Origin of the sequence: Mycolicibacterium elephantis DSM 44368, assembly GCF_004014805.1 — a bacterium.
In the GTDB taxonomy this organism is placed as follows: domain Bacteria; phylum Actinomycetota; class Actinomycetes; order Mycobacteriales; family Mycobacteriaceae; genus Mycobacterium; species Mycobacterium elephantis.
In genome coordinates, this window is the sequence record NZ_ATDN01000067.1 from 58,570 (window position 1) to 77,963 (window position 19,394).

General features: G+C 67.7%; 19 protein-coding genes and 2 pseudogenes. 12 read left to right on the plus strand and 9 right to left on the minus strand.

The features are described 5' to 3' along the window. Nucleotides 1-32 precede the first annotated feature (32 nt). Nucleotides 33-1,109 (plus strand): 3-beta-hydroxysteroid dehydrogenase, encoded by a 1,077-nt coding sequence (locus MELE44368_RS24175; RefSeq protein WP_128110805.1) that lies wholly within the window; start codon nt 33-35, stop codon nt 1,107-1,109. A gap of 92 nt (nt 1,110-1,201) precedes the next feature. Here the strand turns inward: MELE44368_RS24175 and MELE44368_RS24180 are convergent, their stop codons facing one another. The 3 genes from MELE44368_RS24180 to MELE44368_RS24190 are packed head-to-tail and all read right to left on the minus strand — an operon-like array spanning nt 1,202 to nt 3,631. Continuing rightward, complete coding sequence (locus MELE44368_RS24180; RefSeq protein WP_128110806.1) at nt 1,202-1,480, minus strand: dsRBD fold-containing protein; 279 nt, start codon at nt 1,478-1,480, stop codon at nt 1,202-1,204. Between the two features lie 37 nt (nt 1,481-1,517). Continuing rightward, nucleotides 1,518-3,155: a fatty acyl-AMP ligase gene (locus MELE44368_RS24185; RefSeq protein WP_128110807.1), complete on the minus strand. Its 1,638-nt coding sequence runs from the start codon at nt 3,153-3,155 to the stop codon at nt 1,518-1,520. Continuing rightward, nucleotides 3,152-3,631 (minus strand): DUF5994 family protein, encoded by a 480-nt coding sequence (locus tag MELE44368_RS24190; protein ID WP_264031228.1) that lies wholly within the window; start codon nt 3,629-3,631, stop codon nt 3,152-3,154. Before MELE44368_RS24190 ends, MELE44368_RS24185 begins: the two co-directional genes overlap by 4 nt. A 143-nt stretch (nt 3,632-3,774) precedes the next feature. Here MELE44368_RS24190 and MELE44368_RS24195 point away from each other — a divergent pair. The 3 genes and pseudogenes from MELE44368_RS24195 to MELE44368_RS24205 all read left to right on the plus strand — a co-directional run. After that, a pseudogene (locus tag MELE44368_RS24195) lies at nt 3,775-4,109 on the plus strand (haloacid dehalogenase-like hydrolase); the annotation flags it as partial. An 88-nt stretch (nt 4,110-4,197) separates the two neighbouring features. Further along, nucleotides 4,198-5,065 (plus strand): annotated as a pseudogene (locus MELE44368_RS24200) (formylglycine-generating enzyme family protein). A gap of 19 nt (nt 5,066-5,084) precedes the next feature. Next, a complete protein-coding gene (locus tag MELE44368_RS24205) occupies nt 5,085-6,131 on the plus strand; it encodes an NAD(P)-dependent alcohol dehydrogenase (protein WP_128110809.1) in 1,047 nt (348 codons plus the stop codon). Nucleotides 6,132-6,134: 3 nt separating this feature from the next. Here the strand turns inward: MELE44368_RS24205 and MELE44368_RS24210 are convergent, their stop codons facing one another. After that, a complete protein-coding gene (locus MELE44368_RS24210; RefSeq protein ID WP_206613857.1) occupies nt 6,135-6,584 on the minus strand; it encodes an SRPBCC family protein in 450 nt (149 codons plus the stop codon). A gap of 78 nt (nt 6,585-6,662) precedes the next feature. Between MELE44368_RS24210 and MELE44368_RS24215 the strand changes: the two genes are divergently transcribed. Genes MELE44368_RS24215 through MELE44368_RS24225 form a run of 3 tightly spaced genes read left to right on the plus strand, consistent with a single transcriptional unit; the run spans nt 6,663 to nt 9,480 of the window. Further along, on the plus strand, nt 6,663-7,442 hold the full coding sequence (locus MELE44368_RS24215) for an SDR family NAD(P)-dependent oxidoreductase (protein ID WP_128110811.1): 780 nt from the start codon (nt 6,663-6,665) through the stop codon (nt 7,440-7,442). Further along, nucleotides 7,439-8,254, plus strand: coding sequence for an SDR family oxidoreductase (locus tag MELE44368_RS24220; RefSeq protein ID WP_128110812.1), 816 nt, complete (start codon nt 7,439-7,441; stop codon nt 8,252-8,254). The genes MELE44368_RS24215 and MELE44368_RS24220 overlap by 4 nt, the downstream gene beginning before the upstream one ends. Before the next feature lie 44 nt (nt 8,255-8,298). Then, on the plus strand, nt 8,299-9,480 hold the full coding sequence (locus tag MELE44368_RS24225; RefSeq protein WP_128110813.1) for an AI-2E family transporter: 1,182 nt from the start codon (nt 8,299-8,301) through the stop codon (nt 9,478-9,480). On the opposite strand, the gene MELE44368_RS24230 is transcribed toward MELE44368_RS24225, so the two are convergent. Beyond that, nucleotides 9,461-10,258, minus strand: a complete 798-nt coding sequence (locus MELE44368_RS24230; RefSeq protein ID WP_128110814.1) for a dienelactone hydrolase family protein — start codon at nt 10,256-10,258, stop codon at nt 9,461-9,463. The two genes, MELE44368_RS24225 and MELE44368_RS24230, sit on opposite strands and share 20 nt — an antisense overlap. A gap of 25 nt (nt 10,259-10,283) precedes the next feature. Then, nucleotides 10,284-10,931, minus strand: coding sequence for a DUF4245 domain-containing protein (locus tag MELE44368_RS24235; RefSeq protein ID WP_128110815.1), 648 nt, complete (start codon nt 10,929-10,931; stop codon nt 10,284-10,286). A gap of 55 nt (nt 10,932-10,986) precedes the next feature. On the opposite strand from MELE44368_RS24235, the gene glpX reads away from it, so the two are divergent. The 4 genes from glpX (at nt 10,987) to MELE44368_RS24255 (ending at nt 15,407) form a co-directional block, all read left to right on the plus strand. Beyond that, entirely contained in the window at nt 10,987-12,015 is a 1,029-nt protein-coding gene (gene glpX, locus MELE44368_RS24240) for a class II fructose-bisphosphatase (protein ID WP_128110816.1), read from the plus strand. A 24-nt stretch (nt 12,016-12,039) separates the two neighbouring features. Continuing rightward, a complete protein-coding gene (locus MELE44368_RS24245; protein ID WP_128110817.1) occupies nt 12,040-13,464 on the plus strand; it encodes a class II fumarate hydratase in 1,425 nt (474 codons plus the stop codon). A 161-nt stretch (nt 13,465-13,625) separates the two neighbouring features. Then, nucleotides 13,626-14,507: a universal stress protein gene (locus MELE44368_RS24250; protein WP_128110818.1), complete on the plus strand. Its 882-nt coding sequence runs from the start codon at nt 13,626-13,628 to the stop codon at nt 14,505-14,507. Between the two features lie 12 nt (nt 14,508-14,519). Continuing rightward, complete coding sequence (locus MELE44368_RS24255; protein WP_128110819.1) at nt 14,520-15,407, plus strand: universal stress protein; 888 nt, start codon at nt 14,520-14,522, stop codon at nt 15,405-15,407. A gap of 41 nt (nt 15,408-15,448) precedes the next feature. On the opposite strand, the gene fdxA is transcribed toward MELE44368_RS24255, so the two are convergent. Both fdxA and MELE44368_RS24265 read right to left on the minus strand, forming a co-directional pair. Continuing rightward, entirely contained in the window at nt 15,449-15,790 is a 342-nt protein-coding gene (gene fdxA / locus MELE44368_RS24260) for a ferredoxin (RefSeq protein WP_128110820.1), read from the minus strand. Nucleotides 15,791-15,863: 73 nt separating this feature from the next. Beyond that, nucleotides 15,864-17,336, minus strand: a complete 1,473-nt coding sequence (locus tag MELE44368_RS24265) for a bifunctional aminoglycoside phosphotransferase/ATP-binding protein (protein WP_128110821.1) — start codon at nt 17,334-17,336, stop codon at nt 15,864-15,866. A 132-nt stretch (nt 17,337-17,468) separates the two neighbouring features. Between MELE44368_RS24265 and MELE44368_RS24270 the strand changes: the two genes are divergently transcribed. Beyond that, nucleotides 17,469-18,470 carry an Acg family FMN-binding oxidoreductase gene (locus MELE44368_RS24270; protein ID WP_128110822.1) on the plus strand — a complete coding sequence of 334 codons (1,002 nt, stop codon included), beginning with the start codon at nt 17,469-17,471 and terminating at the stop codon, nt 18,468-18,470. Nucleotides 18,471-18,482: 12 nt separating this feature from the next. Here MELE44368_RS24270 and MELE44368_RS24275 read toward each other — a convergent pair whose 3' ends face one another. Then, a complete protein-coding gene (locus MELE44368_RS24275; protein ID WP_128110823.1) occupies nt 18,483-19,367 on the minus strand; it encodes a universal stress protein in 885 nt (294 codons plus the stop codon). Nucleotides 19,368-19,394: the final 27 nt, after the last annotated feature.

Consider the following 19,394-nt stretch of genomic DNA (forward strand, 5'->3'; position numbering starts at 1 on the left):
ACTGTAACACGTTTCAGTTAGTCTCGTCCGCTATGGGCGATTCAGCGTTGACCACCGAGCTCGGTCGGGTGCTCGTCACCGGCGGTTCCGGGTTCGTCGGCGCCAACCTGGTGACCGAACTACTCGACCGCGGACATCAGGTGCGTTCGTTCGATCGCGCGCCGTCGCCGGTGGCGGCCCATCCGCGGCTCGAGGTGATCGAGGGCGACATCTGCGACGCCGACACCGTGGCGGCGGCGGTGACGGGCATCGACACCGTCTTTCACACCGCCGCGATCATCGACCTGATGGGCGGGGCATCGGTCACCGAGGAGTACCGGCAACGCAGCTTCGCGGTGAACGTGCACGGGACGGAGAACCTGGTGCGCGCCGCCCAGGCCGCGGGGGTGAAGCGATTCGTCTACACCGCGTCCAACAGCGTGGTGATGGGCGGCAAGAAGCTGTCCGGCGGCGACGAGACATTGCCCTACACCGAGCGTTTCAACGACCTCTACACCGAGACCAAGGTCATCGCCGAGAAGTTCGTGCTGGCCGCCAACGGTGTTGCCGGCCTGCTGACGTGTTCGATTCGGCCCAGCGGGATTTGGGGTCGCGGTGATCAGACCATGTTCCGCAAGGTGTTCGAGAGCGTGCTCGCCGGTCACGTCAAGGTGCTGGTCGGCAGCAAGAACGTCAAGCTGGACAACTCGTACGTGCACAACCTGATTCACGGCTTCATCCTGGCCGCCGAACACTTGGTCCCCGGCGGAACGGCGCCCGGTCAGGCCTATTTCATCAACGACGGCGAGCCGATCAACATGTTCGAGTTCTCCCGTCCGGTGGTGGAGGCCTGCGGCCGGCGCTATCCCAGGCTCCGGGTGCCCGGCCGGCTGGTGTGGGCGGCGATGACGGCCTGGCAGTGGCTGCACTTCCGGTTCGGGTTGCCCAAGCCGATGATCGAACCCCTTGGCGTGGAACGGCTTTACCTCGACAACCACTTTTCGATCGCGAAGGCCGAGCGCGATCTGGGCTACCGCCCGCTGTTCACCACAGAGCAGGCGATGGCCGACTGCCTGCCCTACTACATCGATCTGTTCAACCAGATGAAGGCAGCCCCGGCGACAGCCTGACCACGATCTGCGGGGCGCGAACGTGGGTTACCCGCACACCCAACCGCGATTCTGTGTGCGGGTAACCCACGTTCGGCGGGCTGGGCCGGTGTTCAGTGATACAGGTGCACCGGCTGGTGCGTGCTCTGCGCGATCCGCGCCGACGCCTCCTCCAGCAGCTGCGCGGCCAGCGCGAAGAGGGCGCGCGCCGCCGCGATCTCCTCGCCCACCATCGGCTGGCTGTCATCCCTGGGATTGCGGTAGGCGTCCCCGGTCGTCGTCATCGTGGCATCGTCGCGCAGCGTGGCTCGCGCGGACGCGTGGGTGTGGACCTCGTCTTCGGTGAACTCCACCTCGACGTGCCACTTGTTCTCCAGAATGCTGTCGTACATAGCGATCACCTTCCACCTACCAGGGTGCGCCCCGAAGCTAGCGGCCGACAAGAGCCAGCGCGTGGGTGCGCCGCAGCTTGCCCGACGGCGTCTTCGGGATGGCGCCCGGGCACAGCACGGCCACACTGCGCGGCCGCATGTCGACTTCGGCGAAGACTTCGTGGGCGACCTGGTGCTGGATTCGTCGCGCGTCGACGCTGTCCTCGAACGTGTTGGACTCCACGGCGACCGCGAACCCCTCCCGGGACCGGCCGGCGTCCAGGCGCACCGCGATCGCGCACCCGGGCCGCACCCCGGCGACACGGCATGCCGCCCGCTCGATGTCGGTCGGGTAGATGTTGCGGCCGGCCATGATGATGACGTCCTTGACCCTGCCGCACACGACGATGCGGTTGGTCTCGGTCACGTAGCCGAGGTCGCCGGTGTCATACCAGCCCTGCGCGTCCTGTGCGGGTTGGAAACCGCCCATGGTCGTATATCCCGTTGTCACCGGTTCACCGCGGACTTGGATGACACCGACACCGCGGGTCGGTAGAACATTGGCGTCTTCGTCGACGATCCTGACCTCCAGGCCGGGCAGTGGCGGACCCAGCGTCGCCAGGCGCCGGGTGCGTCCCTTCGTCGCCGGAACCGCGCGGTGAAGCGCGGCGAGCAGATCGGCGTCGACCTCGTCGACCACCAGACCGCCACCGCAATCGGAGAACGACACGGCGACAGTGGTTTCCGCCATCCCATACGCGGGCAGGATCGCGTTCGGACGCAGCCCGAACGGTGCGCCGGCCTCACACAGTTCTTCGACGTCGGCGGGTTCGACCTGCTCAGAACCCGACAACGCCCAGCGCAGCGTCGACAGGTCGAACTCGCCCGGCGTGGCCTGCCTGCGCAGCCGCTTGGCGAACAGCGCGTACGCGAAGTTCGGCGCCGCGGTCATGGTGCCCTTGTACTTGTCGATGAGCCTGGCCCACAACAGCGTGTCGCGCAGGAAATCCATCGGGCCGACCTTGATCAACTCGGCGCCGAAGTACATCGGCACCACCAGGAACCCCGTCATCCCCATGTCGTGAAACAGCGGCAGCCAGCTCACGATGACGTCGGTCTCCAGGTCGTACTCCGCGCCGGTGAACATCGCTTCGGCGTTGGAAACGAGGTTGCGATGCGTGATCTGAACCGCCTTCGGCGGCCCGGTCGACCCGGACGTCAGCTGTAACAGCGCGAGGTCGTCCTCACCAGCGTCCACGGGGCCGATCCCGTCGTAGGCCAGCAGCTCTGCGATAGTGACCACCTGAAAACCTTTGCCCGCCAACACCGCAACGGCCGCCATGAACGGCTCGGAGACCACCACCACCTTGGCGTCGATCACCTCGACCACCAGGGTGGTCTCGGCGGCCCACAACAGCAGGTCGGTGCGCGGCGTCGGTTGGTGCAGCATGGTGAGGTGCGCCCCGCGCATCCACACCGCCTGGGCGGTGGGCGCGATCTCTGCCGGCGCCCCGGCCAGCACCGCGACAGCGTCGCCGGGGCCCACGCCCGCGGCCGCAAGACCACCGGCGATCCGTCGGGCACGGTGATGCACCTGTTGCCAGGTGTATCGGACGGGCGCGAACGGTTCGCCGGTCACCATGCCCCTGCTGCTCGACTGAGCATTCGCATACATGGTGTCGCAGAACCGGCTCACGGCGTTCGCTCGGCCGGACTCGCGGAAGCGACTGTGGGCTCGACATCGGAGATGTCGTTGGCCAACTGCCGCAGCATGTCTGCGCTCATCGGCCCGTCGGCGCCGTCAACCGTGCGGAGCAACCGCCCAACCACATCTCCGCGGCTCGAGGGTGGCAGCACATAGAGCACCGCGTCGCGGGAGTGAGTGCCGATCAGGTAGATCGTGTCGGAGGCGACCAGCGAGTACGGGTCGACCGCGACCATCGTGTTGCCACGAATGATCCGCGACGGCGCGTGCGGCCAGATTGCCGGGTCGTAGACGACGCGGCGCACAGGTCCGATCAGTCGCCCGAACACGGCGACGAGATCGGGAAGGGCACTTCTCAGGTCGGAGCTGGGAGGCCACCAGACTCCGTCCACGGCGCCTGTCTGACTGCCCCGGTCACAGAGCACCAACCGGGGTGTGTTCGAACGCTGGGACGTGATTTGCACCATGGGGTGCTCCCGTCACCTAGGTATGCGATCGCAGACGGAAACCAGGAGATGGAGACGCGACGAACCTACGACCCCGTCACCCTAACAGCAGCGGGCCCCTGCTCCGGTCAACCGGGCCGCAGCGCGAAGGGGGCGCGACGCACCCGGAACGCGTGATCGGCAGTTCGGTCGGGTTGATCTATCAGGACGGCGACATCGTCACCACCCCGAAACTCGAGTTCCTCGACGACGGGCCGATCAAGCCCGTCCGATCTGGAGCCGGGTCGGGCGCCGGCCGATCCTCGCCGCCGGCAACTCCAACGGCGACATCGAGATGCTCGAGTTCACCCGGGGTCTTCGGCTCCTCGTGTTGCACGACGACGCCGAACGCGAGTTCGACTACACCGCCGGTGCGGAGAGGTCGTTGGCGCAGGCGGCGCGCGACGGCTGGACGGTGGTGAGCATGCGCAACGACTGGACGACGGTCTTCGATGGCTGACCCCTCGGCTGACCCCCCGTCGCCCAAACCAACCTTTGGGCGAGAAAGTGCGGGTGGATTCCGCCAATACGTCGATCTCGGCGACGACCTGGTGTGGATTCCGGCGCAGACGACAATCGTCGGGTCGGACGCCCACTATCCCGAGGAAGCCCCCGCCCGCGAGGTGGCCGTCGACGGCTTCTGGATCCGAGCTCACCAGGTGACCAACGCCGAATTCGCCGAATTCGTCGCGGCCACAGGATATGTCACGGTCGCCGAGCGGCCGCTCGATCCCGATGACTATCCGGGCGCTCCGGTGGAGAACCTGCAACCCGGCTCGCTGGTGTTTCACCGCACGGCCGGACCCGTGGACCTGCGGCACCTCAACCAATGGTGGACGTGGACACCGGGCGCGTGCTGGGACCATCCCCGCGGTCCACGCTCGTCGCTGCGGGGACGCGAGCACCACCCTGTCGTCCACGTCGCGTTCGAGGACGCCGCGGCGCACGCGGAATGGGCCGGACTCGCGCTGCCGATCGAGCATGAGTGGGAGGTCGCCGCCCGCGGCGGGTTGAAGGGCTCCGTGTACACGTGGGGCCGACGAGCCCGATCGGGCCGGTCAGCGGCTGGCCAACTACTGGCATGGCGAGTTCCCGTACCTACCCGAGACGGGCTACGGGACCGCCGCCGCCGTCGGCAGTTTCGCGCCGAACGGTTACGGCCTGTACGACATGGCGGGCAACGTCTGGGAGTGGACCGTCGACTGGTACACCGACAGCCCCGCCGAGGGCGCCTGCTGCGCCGAGGACAGCTACGATCCCGCCCAACCACAGTTCCGAATTCCACGCAAGGTCATCAAGGGCGGCTCATTCCTGTGTGCGGACAGCTACTGTCTGCGGTACCGCCCTGCGGCACGCCGGCCCCAGCAAGTCGACACCGGCATGAGCCACATCGGCTTTCGCTGCGTGAAGCGTTGAGTTCGAAGGTGGAGGAGCGATGCAAGCACTGCGACTGATGGACTGGAAGACCGAGCCCGAACTCGTCGAGCTGCCGAAACCGACGCCGGGCCCGGGGCAGGTCGTCGTCAAGATCGGCGGCGCCGGGGCCTGCCACTCCGACTTGCACGTCATGCACGACTTCGACGCCGGGATGATGCCCTGGCAGCTGCCGTTCACCCTCGGCCACGAGAACGCCGGCTGGGTCGACTCGGTCGGCGACGGCGTCAGCACCGTCTCCGAAGGTGACGCCGTCGCGGTGTACGGCCCGTGGGGTTGCGGCAAGTGCCAGCGATGCAGGCACGGCGTCGAGAACTACTGCGAGAACCCCGCCGAAGCGCCGGTCATCAGCGGCGGCGGCGGACTCGGCCTCGACGGCGGGATGGCCGAGTACATGCTGGTGCCGTCCGCGCGGTCGTTGGTTCGGCTGCCCGACGGTCTGGACCCCGCGATCGCCGCGCCCCTCACCGACGCCGGGCTGACGCCCTACCATGCGATCCGCCGGTCATGGCCGAAGATGACGCCGACGTCGACCGTCGTCGTCATCGGCGTGGGAGGGCTGGGCCACGTGGCGCTGCAGCTGGTGAAGGCGACGACGGCGGCCAGGCTCATCGCCGTGGACAACCGCACCGAGGCGCTCGATCTCGCGGCGCAGGTCGGCGCCGACCACACCGTTGTCTCCGATGCGGAATCCGCGAACGCGATCAGGGATCTCACCGAAGGTCGCGGCGCCGACGTGATCCTGGACTTCGTCGGGGCCGAGGCGACGATCGAGCTGGCGCGTACGGCCGCCCGGCCGCTCGGCGACGCGACCATCGTCGGCATCGCGGGCGGCTCCGTGCCGTTCTCGTTCTTCTCGCAGCCCTACGAGGTCAGCATGCAGACGACCTATTGGGGGTCACGCCACGAGCTCATCGAGCTTCTGGAGTTGGCGTCCCGAAAACTGGTCCATGTCGAAACGACCGAATACTCACTCGGCGACGCCCTGCGCGCGTATCACGATCTGCGGGACGGAAAGGTCCGCGGCCGCGCCGTCGTCGTGCCCTGAGAGTCAGCGTGTTTCGGCCGCGGCCTTGATCGCCGCGAGCGTCGCGGGGATGCCCGTCCGCGCCGCCTCACGCCGCTTGTCGATCTCGATGTCGGCCTGCTCTCCGAACCGCTCGCGGAAGCCGGCGATGCCTTTCGACAGCAACTCCCACGATTCGGTCAGCCGGGTGCCGCCGTCCTCGGGTTCGAAGGTGTAGCCCCAGTACACCCAGCCGTCGTTGACCTCCCACGCGAACGCCTTACCGGGATCGGCGGTCACCACCTGTGACCGTGTCTCCCACGTGCGTTCCGGCGTCTCGTTGCGACCGGTGAACCAGGCGCCGACGTGTGGGCCCGCTCCCTCGTCCCACCAACACACCCGGCAGACCGGGCTCCACTCGCCCATCCTGGTCACGTCCGACACCATCCCGTACAACTCCTCGGGCGGCACCGCGACGTGGATCGACTCCGACATCTTCAGATCGGTCACGAACCGAGTGTGCCAAAGGGTTAAGTTGAAACACGTTCCACTCAGCGTCGAAGGGTCAACGGGATGGACGACAGTAGCGACCGCGCGGGAAGGAAGGCGCTGGTCATCGGTGCCGCGTCGGGAATCGGATGGGCCTCGGCGCAGGCGCTGGTCGCCGACGGCTGCCAGGTCACGATCGCCGATCGCAACATCGACGGCGTCAAAGAGCACGCCGGCGAACTCGGCGACCCGCACACCGCCGCCCCCGTCGAGGTCACCGACGAAGCATCGGTGCAGGCGTTGTTCGACCAGACCGGACCGCTCGACGTCGTGGTCAACTGCGCGGGCTTCTCCAACGTCGGACTGATCACCGACATGCCCGTCGAGGACTTCCGCGCGGTCATCGACGTCTGCCTCAACGGCGCGTTCATCGTCGCCAAGCACGCCGGTCGCACGCTGCGCAAAGGCGGTGTGCTGGTGTCGATCAGCTCACTGAACGGTCGCCAGCCCGCGGCCGGCATGAGCGCCTACTGCGCCGCCAAGGCCGGGCTGTCGATGCTCACCCAGGTCGCCGCGCTCGAACTCGGCCCGCGCGGCATCCGCGTCAACGCCGTCGCGCCCGGCTTCGTGCACACCCCGCTGACGGCGCCCGCCGCCGCGGTGCCCGGCGTAGTCGAGGAGTACGTCGAGAACACCGCGCTGGGCCGTGCGGGCACCCCGAAGGACATCGCCGAAGCGGTCCGTTATCTGTGCTCGCCGAGCGCATCTTGGTTGACCGGTGAGGTGCTCGACATCAACGGCGGCGCCCACATGAAGCGGTACCCGGATGTGATGGGTCACGTCATGAAGCTTGCCGCGCAATGACATTCGACGGAAAGCACGCGATCGTCACCGGGGCGGGCTCGGGTATCGGCGCGGCGCTGTGCCGGGCGTTGACCAGCGCGGGCGCGCAGGTGTTGTGTACCGATGTCGACGGCGACGCGGCCGAGCGCACGGCGTCGGCGCTGGGTGCGCGGGCGCGGTCGCTGCGCCTCGACGTCACCGACGCGTCCGCCGTACAGGCCGCCGTCGACCACGTCGTGGACCGGGCGGGCCGGTTGGACCTGATGTTCAACAACGCCGGAATCGTATGGGGCGGTGACAGCGAACTGCTCACGCTGGATCAGTGGAACGCGATCATCGACGTCAACATCCGCGGGGTGGTGCACGGGGTCGCGGCCGCCTACCCGCTGATGCTGCGGCAGGGCCACGGCCACATCATCAACACCGCGTCGATGGCCGGGTTGACCGCGGCGGGCCAGGTCACCAGCTACGTGATGACCAAGCACGCGGTGGTCGGGCTGTCGTTGGCGCTGCGCTCCGAGGCGGTGGCGCGCGGCGTCGGCGTGCTGGCGGTCTGCCCCGCCGCCGTGGAAACCCCGATCCTCGACAAGGGTGCCATCGGTGGTTTCGTCGGCCGCGACTACTTTCTCCAGGCCCAGGGCGGCAAGCCCTACGACGCCGACCGGTTGGCCGACGACATTCTGCGCGCCGTGAAGAAGAACAAGCCGCTGTTGGTGAAACCCCGTATCGCCCATGCCCAGTGGTTGTTCGCGCGGTTGGCGCCGGGCCTGATGAACCGGATGTCGATGCGGTTCATCGCCTCGCAGCGGGCTCGTCAGCGCGCACAAGCCTGAACTCCCGCCGATCCCGTCGCGGTGCCCGTAGTCTGAACGCGCCCATGACCGACGAATTCAACACCACCCAGAAACGCGCGCTGGCCGTCATCACGGTGATCGCCCTGCTCGTCGGCGCGTACTTCCTGCGCGGGTTCTTCGTGTTGATCGTCATGGCGGCGGTGTTCGCGTACTTGTTCACCCCGCTCTACGAGCGGCTACGCCGACGGCTCAGTACCGGGTTGTCGGCGGCCATCACGCTGCTCGCCGCGCTGCTGATGGTCGCCGTGCCGATCGCCGGGATCGTGCTCCTGGCGATCGTGCAGATCACCCACATGGTCAACGCGGTCAGCGACTGGGTGGCCCAAACCGACCTGTCCACGCTGGGTGACCGCACCCTGAAGCTGATCAACGATTTGCTTTCGCAGATACCGTTTCTGAACATCAACGTGACGCCGGATTCGCTGCGCCAGGCGATCATCACGGTCTCGCAGCGAGTCGGGGAATGGCTTCTGCAGCTGCTGCAGGGCGCGGTCGGCAACGTGGTGGCCGCGATCGCCGGGGCCATCATCTTCCTGTACGTGTTCATCTCACTGCTGGTGAACCGGGAGAAGATCCGCACCCTGATCCGGCAACTCAATCCGCTGGGCGAGGAGATCACCGACCTGTACCTGGCCAAGACCGGCGCGATGGTCCGCGGAACGGTCAAGGGGCAGTTCGTCATCGCACTGTGCCAGGGTGTGTCGGGCGCGATCTCGATCTACATCGCGGGCTTTCACGACGGCTTCTTCATCTTCGCGATCCTGTTGACGGCCCTGTCGGTCATCCCGCTCGGCGGCGGTATCGTCACGATCCCGTTCGGGATCGGAATGATGTTCTTCGGCAACATCATCGGCGGGGCGTTCGTGGTGATCTTCCATGTCGTGGTGGTCACAAACATCGACAACCTCCTGCGGCCGATCCTGGTACCCAAACAGGCCCGGCTGGATCCTGCCCTGATGCTGCTGGCGGTGTTCTCCGGTATCGCGCTGTGGGGGTTCTGGGGGATCATCATCGGCCCGGTGCTGATGATCATCATCGTCACCACCATCAGCGTCTACCTTTCGGTGTACAAGGGCGTGCCGATCACCGATCCCGACGAAGAGGAGGAAAAGCCCCGGCGCCCAACGCTGTTCAGCCGATTGGTGGACCGCATCAAGCAGGCTCGAAAACAGGACAGGAAGCCGGCTAAGTCAGCCGTTCGGTGAGGAACTCGACGACGCGCTTGCGGGCCTCGTAGGCCGGATGTCCGTCGACCTCGCGCACTTGGTCGGTGAGCACCGAGTGCGCCGTCTTCGAGAACCCGTGTTGGTTGCCCTTGCCCGAGTCGATCTCGATGACCTCGAACGCGTCGCCAAGCCGCGCTTTGAGCGTCTTGAACCGCTCGGCAGGCACCAGCGGGTCCTCACTGAACCGCAGCCCCATCGCACACAGCCCCTCGGCGGCGGCGCGCTGTTCGACGATTCGGAGCTCGGCCTCCGACAGGCCTGGGTCGCGCCGCTGCTTGGGCGTCAGCGGCAGCGGCAGTGACGGCTGGCTCAGCACCGGGGCGAGCACGCTGGCCTCGACCGCCGCCGCCAACGCGAAGCCGCCGGTGAAGCACTGCCCGATCACCCCGACGCCCTTGCCCGGCGTCTTCTCGTTGAGGTCGCGGGCCAACGCCCGAAGGTAATGCGCCACGGGCCGGTCGGCGTTGGTGGCAAACGCCGCGAACTCCCGCGCCACGCATCCGCGCAACAGCACCGGCACCATGCCGGGCCGCATCGCAGCCGCCCCCGGCGTGCCGAACAGCGACGGCGCGGCCACCGTGAAGCCGTTGTCCACCAGATGGTTTCCCAACGCCAGCACGCCCGGATGCAGACCCGGCATCTCGGGGATCAGCACCACACCGGGACCCTGCCCCTTGCGGTAGACGTCGTAGGTGAACCCGGCCGCGGAGAACGGTTCGGCGGTCCAGCCGCTCAGATCGGCTTCTGGTGCGGTCATGGCCTCTCCGTCCGTTATCCGTACGTCAGTGGGCGGGCAGCGGCGCGGCGCTCTGTGTCGCCGCGGCCAGCGTACGAAAGTCGTCCTCGCTGCCGGCACCGGTGATCGCGATCTGCGCCGGTCCGGTCGGGCCCTCCAGCCGGGTGGTCCACACCGGCTCGGCGGGCTGGTCGCCCTGCTCGCCGCCTTCGTACACCACCCAGGTGACGCCGCCGACGTCCTCGACGCCGACCGGATGGGTGTCGGTGTTGATCGAGGCGACCAGCTTGGCCTCGTCGGCGTTGCTCTGCGTCAGGCTGACGTACATGCCGCTCGGCGCGAGGTAGCCGACGATCGAGCTCACGGCGCGCACCGGCTGTTTGGTCGTCGGATCGGCGCGGCCCGCCTCGATGCCCTTGCGGCTTCCGGAGTTGGACTGCCAACCCTCGGGCAGCTGCGGCAACCGGATGGGGATGCCGAGGGCGTCGGCGTCGGCCTGCAGAGCCGCGGGCGCGTCATACGACGGGACGGGGCCCGAGCCGGGCCCGCTGAGCTGGAACGAACACATGCCCAGCAGGCCGGCCAGCACGATGCAGGCGAGCACCAGCGGTGCCATCGACCAGAACATGTCGCGGCCGTCCTGCAGAAGCCGGGGCTTCGCAGGCCTGGGCCCCGGTGGCGGCTGCGTACTCATGGTCACCAGTATCCCAGCTGCCACAGAACGACCCGATAATGGGACAATCTGGCCTATGACGCCAGCTCATAAAGAAGCCCCAGACCGAAACCTCGCCCTTGAGCTCGTCCGAGTGACCGAGGCAGGCGCCATGGCGGCAGGCCGCTGGGTCGGCCGCGGCGACAAGGAGGGCGGCGACGGCGCCGCCGTCGACGCCATGCGTGAGCTGGTCAACTCGGTGTCGATGCGCGGTGTCGTGGTGATCGGCGAGGGCGAGAAGGACAACGCGCCGATGCTCTACAACGGCGAGGAGGTCGGCAACGGCGACGGCCCGGAGTGCGACTTCGCCGTCGACCCCATCGACGGCACCACGCTGATGAGCAAGGGCCTGGCCAACGCGATCTCCGTGCTGGCGGTCTCCGAGCGCGGCACCATGTTCGATCCGTCGGCGGTGTTCTACATGAACAAGATCGCCGTCGGCCCGGACGCAGTCGACGCCATCGACATCACCGCCCCGATCGCCGAGAACATCCGCCGAGTCGCCAAGGCCAAGAACGTCTCGGTGTCTGACCTGACCGTGTGCATCCTGGACCGGCCCCGCCACGAACAGCTGATCGCCGACGTGCGCGCGGCGGGCGCGCGGTGCCGGCTGATCTCCGACGGTGACGTCGCAGGCGCCATCTCCACGTGCCGCTCCACCACCAGCACCGACATTCTCGCCGGGATCGGCGGCACCCCGGAGGGCATCATCGCCGCCGCGGCGATCCGCTGCATGGGCGGTGAGATCCAGGGCCAGCTGACCCCCCGCGACGACGAGGAACGGCAGAAGGCCATCGACCGTGGCTACGACCTCGACCAGGTGCTGACCAGCGCAGACTTGGTTTCCGGCGACAACATCTTCTTCGCCGCCACCGGCGTCACCGACGGCGACCTGCTCAAGGGCGTGCACTTCTACAGCGGCGGCTGCACGACCCAGTCGATCGTGATGCGGTCCAAGTCCGGCACGGTCCGCATGGTGGAGGCCTATCACCGGCTCTCCAAGCTCAACGAGTACTCCGCCATCAACTTCACCGGCGACGCCACCGCGATCCGGCCGCTGCCCTGACAACAACGAGCGAGGAACAAACAGATGAGCGTGGAGCAGGACGGCGCCACCAACACCGAGTACCGCATCGAGCATGACACCATGGGCGAGGTTCGCGTCCCGGTCGACGCGCTGTGGCGCGCGCAGACCCAACGGGCCGTGGAGAACTTCCCGATCTCGGGCCGCGGCCTGGAACGCACCCAGATCCGGGCGCTGGGCCTGCTGAAGGGCGCGTGCGCTCAGGTGAACAAGGACCTCGGGCTGCTGCCCGCCGACAAGGCCGATGCGATCATCGCCGCAGCCGGTGAGATCGCCGACGGCCGCCATGACGACCAGTTCCCCATCGACGTGTTCCAAACCGGTTCGGGCACAAGCTCGAACATGAACACCAACGAGGTGATCGCCAGCATCGCCGCGCGCAACGGCGTGACCGTGCACCCCAACGACGACGTGAACATGTCGCAGTCGTCGAACGACACCTTCCCCACCGCCACGCACATCGCCGCCACCGAAGCCGCTGTGCGCCACCTCATTCCGGCGCTGGAAGTGCTGCACGAGTCGCTGAGAGGCAAAGCGCGGCAGTGGCGCACCGTGGTCAAGTCGGGCCGCACCCACCTGATGGACGCCGTGCCCGTGACACTGGGGCAGGAGTTCGGCGGATACGCACGCCAGATCGAGGCCGGCATCGAACGGGTCAAGGCCACCCTGCCCCGGCTGGGTGAACTGGCCATCGGCGGCACCGCCGTCGGCACCGGTCTCAACGCGCCCGACGACTTCGACGTGCGCGTCGTCGCGGTGCTGACCCAGCAGACCGGGCTGGCCGAACTTCGGGTGGCCACCAACCATTTCGAGGCGCAGGCCGCGCGGGACGGCCTGGTCGAGGCGTCCGGCGCGCTGCGCACCATCGCGGTCTCGCTGACCAAGATCGCCAACGACATCCGGTGGATGGGCTCAGGTCCGCTCACCGGCCTCGGCGAGATTCAGCTGCCAGATCTGCAGCCGGGTTCCTCGATCATGCCGGGCAAGGTCAACCCCGTGATCCCCGAGGCAGTGACCCAGGTGGCCGCGCAGGTGATCGGCAACGACGCCGCGATCGCCTTCGGTGGCGCGTCCGGCGCGTTCGAACTCAACGTGTACATCCCGATGATGGCGCGCAACCTGCTCGAGTCGTTCAAGATCCTGACCAACTCCTCGAAGCTGTTCGCCGAGAAGTGCATCGACGGTCTGGTCGCCAACGAGGACCGGCTGCGGGAACTGGCCGAGTCCTCGCCGTCGATCGTCACGCCGCTGAACTCCGCGATCGGCTACGAAGAAGCCGCCGCCGTCGCCAAGCAGGCGCTCAAGGAGAAGAAGACGATCCGCCAGACGGTCATCGACCGTGGCCTGATCGGCGACAAGCTCTCGCTCGAAGAACTCGACAAGCGGCTCGACGTGCTGGCCATGGCCAAGGTCAAGGACGACGACCAGTAGCCGAGGACCACTGGCACCGCCACGCGGGACCAATGGCCCTGCGCAATCCGGGCCCACCGACCTAGGGTTGGTGTCGATGCGGCGCGTACGTGCATCGCCCGGACAAGGGCGGCAACTCCACGCGCCGGCAGACCGCGCAGACCGAATCGAGGGGTAGCGAAATGGCGGAGTCCATCACCAAGTACGGAATTTTGGTAGCGGTCGACGGATCCCCGGAGTCCGAAGCCGCTGTCAGCTGGGCTGCCCGCGAGGCAGTCATGCGCCGCCTTCCCGTCACCTTGATGCACGTCATCGCCCCGGTGGAGGTGACCTGGCCCGTCACGTACCTGCAGTCGAGCTTCGACGAGTGGCAGGAGGAGAACGCCAAGCAGGTCCTGGAGCAGGCCCAGAAGACGTTCCAGGGAAGCGTCGGCGGTGCCGAGGTGCCCGCGGTGAATTCCGTCGTGGAACACGGCCCGATCGCGTCGACGCTTGTCGCGGCGTCCGCGGACGCGTGGATGGTCGTCGCGGGCAACCGCGGGATGGGTGCGCTCGGCCGCGCGCTACTGGGTTCGGTCAGCAGCGGTCTGCTGCACTATGCCCGCGGCCCGGTCGCGATCATCCCCGCAGAGGCCCCGACCCCTGATCCCGCGGCGCCGGTGCTGCTCGGCATCGACGGATCGCCTGCCGCGGAAGGGGCCACCGCGCTGGCGTTCGACGAGGCGTCGCGTCGCGGCGTGGAGTTGGTGGCCCTGCACGCCTGGAGCGACACCCGCGTCTTCCCGATCGTCGGGGCCGACTGGCAGAAACACCAGGAAGAAGGCCAGGAGGTGCTCGCCGAACGCCTGGCGGGTTGGCAAGAGCAGTACCCCGAGGTGCGTGTGCGGCGCCGCCTCGTCTGTGACCAGCCCGCCCGTTGGCTGCTTGACGAGTCCGACCAGGCCCAGCTTGTCGTGGTCGGCAGCCGCGGCCGCGGCGGCTTCAAGGGCATGCTGTTGGGCTCGGTGGCCGCCAAGGTCGCTCAGGGCGCCCAGGTTCCGGTCATCGTCGTCCGGGACCGTTAGAGGATGTCCGAAATGCCTGACAGCACAGGGGCGGTGGTCGTCGGGGTCGACGGCTCGGACGACGCGCTCAACGCCGCGGTCTGGGCGGCCGCCGTCGCGGAGAAGTTCGACGCGCCGTTGCACATCGTGCACGCCACCCCCGACCCCGGTCGTCTCCTCACCGACGCCGCGGCCACGATGTACGCGGCGCTGATCGCCGAGCAGCGCACAACCGCCGAAGCCACCCTCAAATCGGTCGAGGACGCGGTGCGGGCGAAGTTCGCGACGCTGACGATCACCGCCACGCGCTTCGACGAATCGGCGTCGAAGGTGCTGACAAGCCTGAGCGAAAACGCGCGCCTCGTCGTCCTCGGCTGTCCCGAGGTGCACACCGGCGCTGCTCTGCTACTGGGTTCGACAACCGTTGCGGTGACGACACACTCGTCGTGTCCGGTCGTCGCCTGGCGTGGCGGGATCACCGCCCCGACCGATCAGCCGATCGTTCTCGGCGTGAACGGTGACCAAACCGGCGACGCGGCGTACCGGATCGCATTCGAGTTCGCGGACCGCTTCGGTGTCCCGATCTACGCGGTCAACGCCTGGCCCGGCCGCCGGGTGCTCGGCGGGATCGAGATCCCGGCGATGATCGACTGGGGCGCCGTCGAAACGGCGCAATGGCAATTCGTCATGGGCTCGGTGGAGCCGTGGAGTGAACGCTACCCCGACGTCGAGGTCAGGTACTTCATCGAAACGGCCGGGGCAGGCCAGGCACTGCTGCAGCACGCCGCCGATGCTCAGTTGGTGGTCGTGGGCAGCCGTGGCCGCGGCCTGCTCGCCGGTACGGTGCTGGGCTCGACGAGCCTGAACATGCTGCACCACAGCCCCGTTCCGGTGCTGGTGTGCCACAATGCGGTCCGGTAGCGGTCCGGTAGCGGTCCGGTAGCGACCCGGTAACGAAGGCGTCAAGCCCCCCGCGGCATGGCCGCGATCAGCGGCGTGTCCACGCCCACCGGGCCGAGTCGGGTCGCGCCGCCCGGTGAGCCCAGCGGGGCGTCTCGTCCCGGCAGGACTTCGTTGAAGAACGCGGCGTTGTCCGCCAGGTGCTGCAACTCTTCCTCGGGCAGGTCGGTCTCGAAGTAGATCGCGTCGACCTCGCACACGAGCTTGCAGGCACCGCAATCCACACATTCATCGGGGTTGATGTAGAGAACCCTTGCGCCTTCGTAGATGCAATCCGCCGGACATTCCTCGACACAGGCTTTGTGCATCACGTCCACACACGCTGAACTGATCACGTAGGTCATGGCTCAGAACGTACGCATCGAATCCGCTGCGAGTCGCCGGCCAAAGGCCATCGGTACTGAGGACCAAGGTCCCTTACCTGAGGGCCACCGGCGTCTCGAACACCGCCTTCCGAGCCTCGGCGACCGATTCGGCCAGCGGGCCGCCGGTATCGATGCGGTGGGCCTGCGGCCAGGCGTCGTCGGCTTGGGCGAGCCTGGCCGCGATCTCGGGGGTGGCATCCGAGCTCGTCGGTCCGCGGCTGACCGTTCTGGCCGCCGCATCCCGCACCGGAACATGACAGCTGAGTTCCACCACGAGCGCCTGGGTTTCGCCCGCCAGCCTGCGCACCCGCTCGCGCTGGTGCGCATCGCGCCACGTCGCGTCGAGGATGACCGTCTCACCCCGTTCCAGGTGGTGACGGGCACGCTGCAGCACGGCGTCGTAGACGGCCGCGACGTTCTCCGCGCTGTAGAGCCCGGCTTCGGGCTCACCGACCGCGCCGGAGATGACACCCGCGGACTGCAGCTCACGGCGCACATCGTCGGTCGAGATGACCTGCGCTCCAAGCGGTTCGGCAAGCGCACGCGACAACGTGGTCTTACCGGTTCCCGGGCCGCCACCGACCATGACCAGCCGTACCGTGGCTGCCCGCAGATGGTCGAGGGCGATGTCGATGTGGCGCTGGGCATCTTCGGCCGCTTCGGGATGCCCTTGCGCCACGCGCACACAATCGACCTTGGCGCGCACCACCGCACGGTAGGCGATGTAGAAGTCAGCCAGCGTCACCGGTGCCGTCTCCCCCGCGGCGCGGCGGTAATGATCCAGCAGGAACTCGGCCAAGTCCTTGCGCCCCAAGTACTCCAGGTCCATGGCGAGAAATGCGACGTCGTCCAGACCGTCGACGTAGCGCAACCGGTCGTCGAACTCCAGGCAGTCGAGCAATACGGGCCCCTCGGGCATACAGAAGATGTCGTCGGTCAGCAGATCGGCATGTCCGTCGACGATGCGGCGGTCGGCGATGCGCTGGCTGAACAGCGCCGACCGGCCCGAGATGTACTGCGAGGCAAGGTGCCACACCTCGTCGATGAGTCCGGGCGCCAGTACCGCGTGGTGGTGAAGCTCGTCGATGTTGGCCTGCCACCGCGCGGCGACGGCGTCGGCGGTACCGCAGGCATCGATCGCATCGCCCCGCGCCGCGCCGGCATGAAACGATGCCAATGTCTCGGCGATCGACACCAGGTGTGCCTCCACCGGAGTTCCGTGCCGCACCAGGTATGTCAGCCGGCAGGTGTCCGGATATCGGCGCATCACGATCACCGGCTCGGGCGGTTCGCCCTCGACGCCGCTGAAGTGCGCCAGACCCAGATAGCTGTCGGGCGCGAGCCGACTGTTGAGCTCGATCTCGTGGGCACAGGCTTCTTCGCGCTGCTGCGCGGTGCGGAAATCGAGGAACTCGGTGACCAACGCCTTCTTCGCCTTGTAGGCCCGCTCCCCGAGCAGGGCAACCAGCCCGGTGTGGGTCTCATGCACCTCAGCGGACAGGTTGCCGGGCGTCGTCCAAGCCATGCACTCATCTTGCCGCCCGATCGCACACCTGTGCAGCGGTCGTCAGGCCCTACCCGTGGAGGCACAAAGGCCCTACCCGAAACTCCGGCCGGCGTGGAAGCCTAATAGTTGGACAGGTAGCTGGAGGTTCAGATGACACAACCCCCGCCGCCCACGGTGGATGACAGCACGATCGCCAACGCCGTGAAGCTGGCGTGCCGGGCCCCGTCGTTGCACAACAGCCAACCGTGGCGGTGGGTGGCCGAGGACGGCGAGCTTCAGCTGTTCGCCGAACCGTCGCGCAGAGTGCGCAGCACCGACGAGTCCGGTCGCGAGACGCTTCTGAGCTGCGGCGCGGTCCTCGACCACCTGCGGGTCGCGATGGCGGCAGCCGGATGGGCGACGTTCGTGAGCCGGTTCCCGAACCCCAACAACCGGCTGCACCTGGCGACCATCGACTTCGGCCCGATGGACTTCGTCACCGAGGGCCATCGCCGCCGAGCCAACGCCATCCTGCTGCGACGCACCGACCGCCTGCCGTTCGCGCCGCCTCCCGACTGGGAATCCTTTGAGCCGCACCTGCGCAACGTCGTGGGTTCCGAGGCGGTACGTCTCGACGTGATCGCTGATGATGCGCGCCCGAAACTGGCCGAGGCGTCGCAGCTCACCGAAACCCTGCGCCAATACGATTCCTCCTACCACGCCGAACTGCAATGGTGGACCGCGGGTTTCGAGACCGCCGAGGGCATCCCGCAAAGCTCACTGGCCTCGGCTTCCGAGGCGGATCGCGTCGATGTCGCGCGCAGGTTCCCCGTGAGTCAGCATCGCGATCGCCGGGAGGGTGTCGAACGAGATCAGTCGAAGATCCTGGCGCTGTCGACGTACGACGAATCCCACGACAGTGTGCTGCGCTGTGGTGAGCGGCTGTCGGCGGTGTTGCTCGAAGCCACGATGGCAGGCATGGCCACCTGCACCTTGACCCACATCACCGAGCACCCTGAGAGCCGGCAGATGCTCACCGAGCTGATCGGTCGGGACGTCACCCCCCAGGTTCTCGTCCGCGTCGGCCTGGCACCGTCGATCGATGACTTGCCGCCCCCGACGCCGCGACGGCCGCTCGACGAGGTGCTGGAATTCCGGTCGCGCCGAGAGTGATTCGGCTCGGTGTCAGGATGACCGCGCGACGATCACCGGCATCCGGGCCGATTCGGCGACCGCGGCGGCCACCGAGCCCAGCAGCATCCCCGCGAAGCCGCCGCGGCCGTGGCTGCCCACCACCACCAGCTGCGCGTCGTCGGCCTGCTTGACCAGCTGGCGCGCCGGCTGATCGCGGACCACCACCTGCCGCACAGGCACCTCGGGATAGCGCTCATGCCAACGCGCCAGCTGTTGCGTCAGCGTCTGTTCTGCCATGCCCTTACCGGTGGCCGTCCATTCGTCCGCCGGTAGCTCGAAGGTGGTGTCGTCCATCCACGCGTGCACCGCCACGAGCTCGACACCGCGGCGCGATGCCTCGTCGAACGCGATCTCGGCGGCCAGCTCCGAGGCCGGCGAGCCGTCGATCCCGACGACCACGGGCGCCTGCTCGACGGGGCACGACATCAGCGGATCCTCGTCGTGCACCACCGCGACCGGGCAATGGGCACGTTGGACGAGTCCCCGGCTGATCGACCCCATCAGCCGTCGCGCGAGCGAGCCCTGCCCGCGGCACCCGACCACGATGAGCTGCGCCTCCTTGGAGAGGTCGACGAGTGAAGGCAGCACTGCACCGTCGAGCAGGCGGGTGTCGATTCGGCCGGGGGCGGTCATCGCCTTCTCGGCCACCGTGGTCGCCTCGCGCAGCCATCTCTGGGCTTGGGACTGGTAGAGCTGTTCGATTCTCGATGGTGTCGCCACCTCGGGCCAGAATCTCGCAGCGGGCAGAACGTGCACCAGGGTGAGCGGGGCGTTGCGCATGTCCGCCTCTCGTGCCGCCCAGTCGACGGCCACCTTCGATGCCGGCGAACCGTCGACGCCGACCACGATGCCGTGTCGGCCGGAAAAGACGGACATCAAACCGCTCCTTGCGCTCTCGTCAAT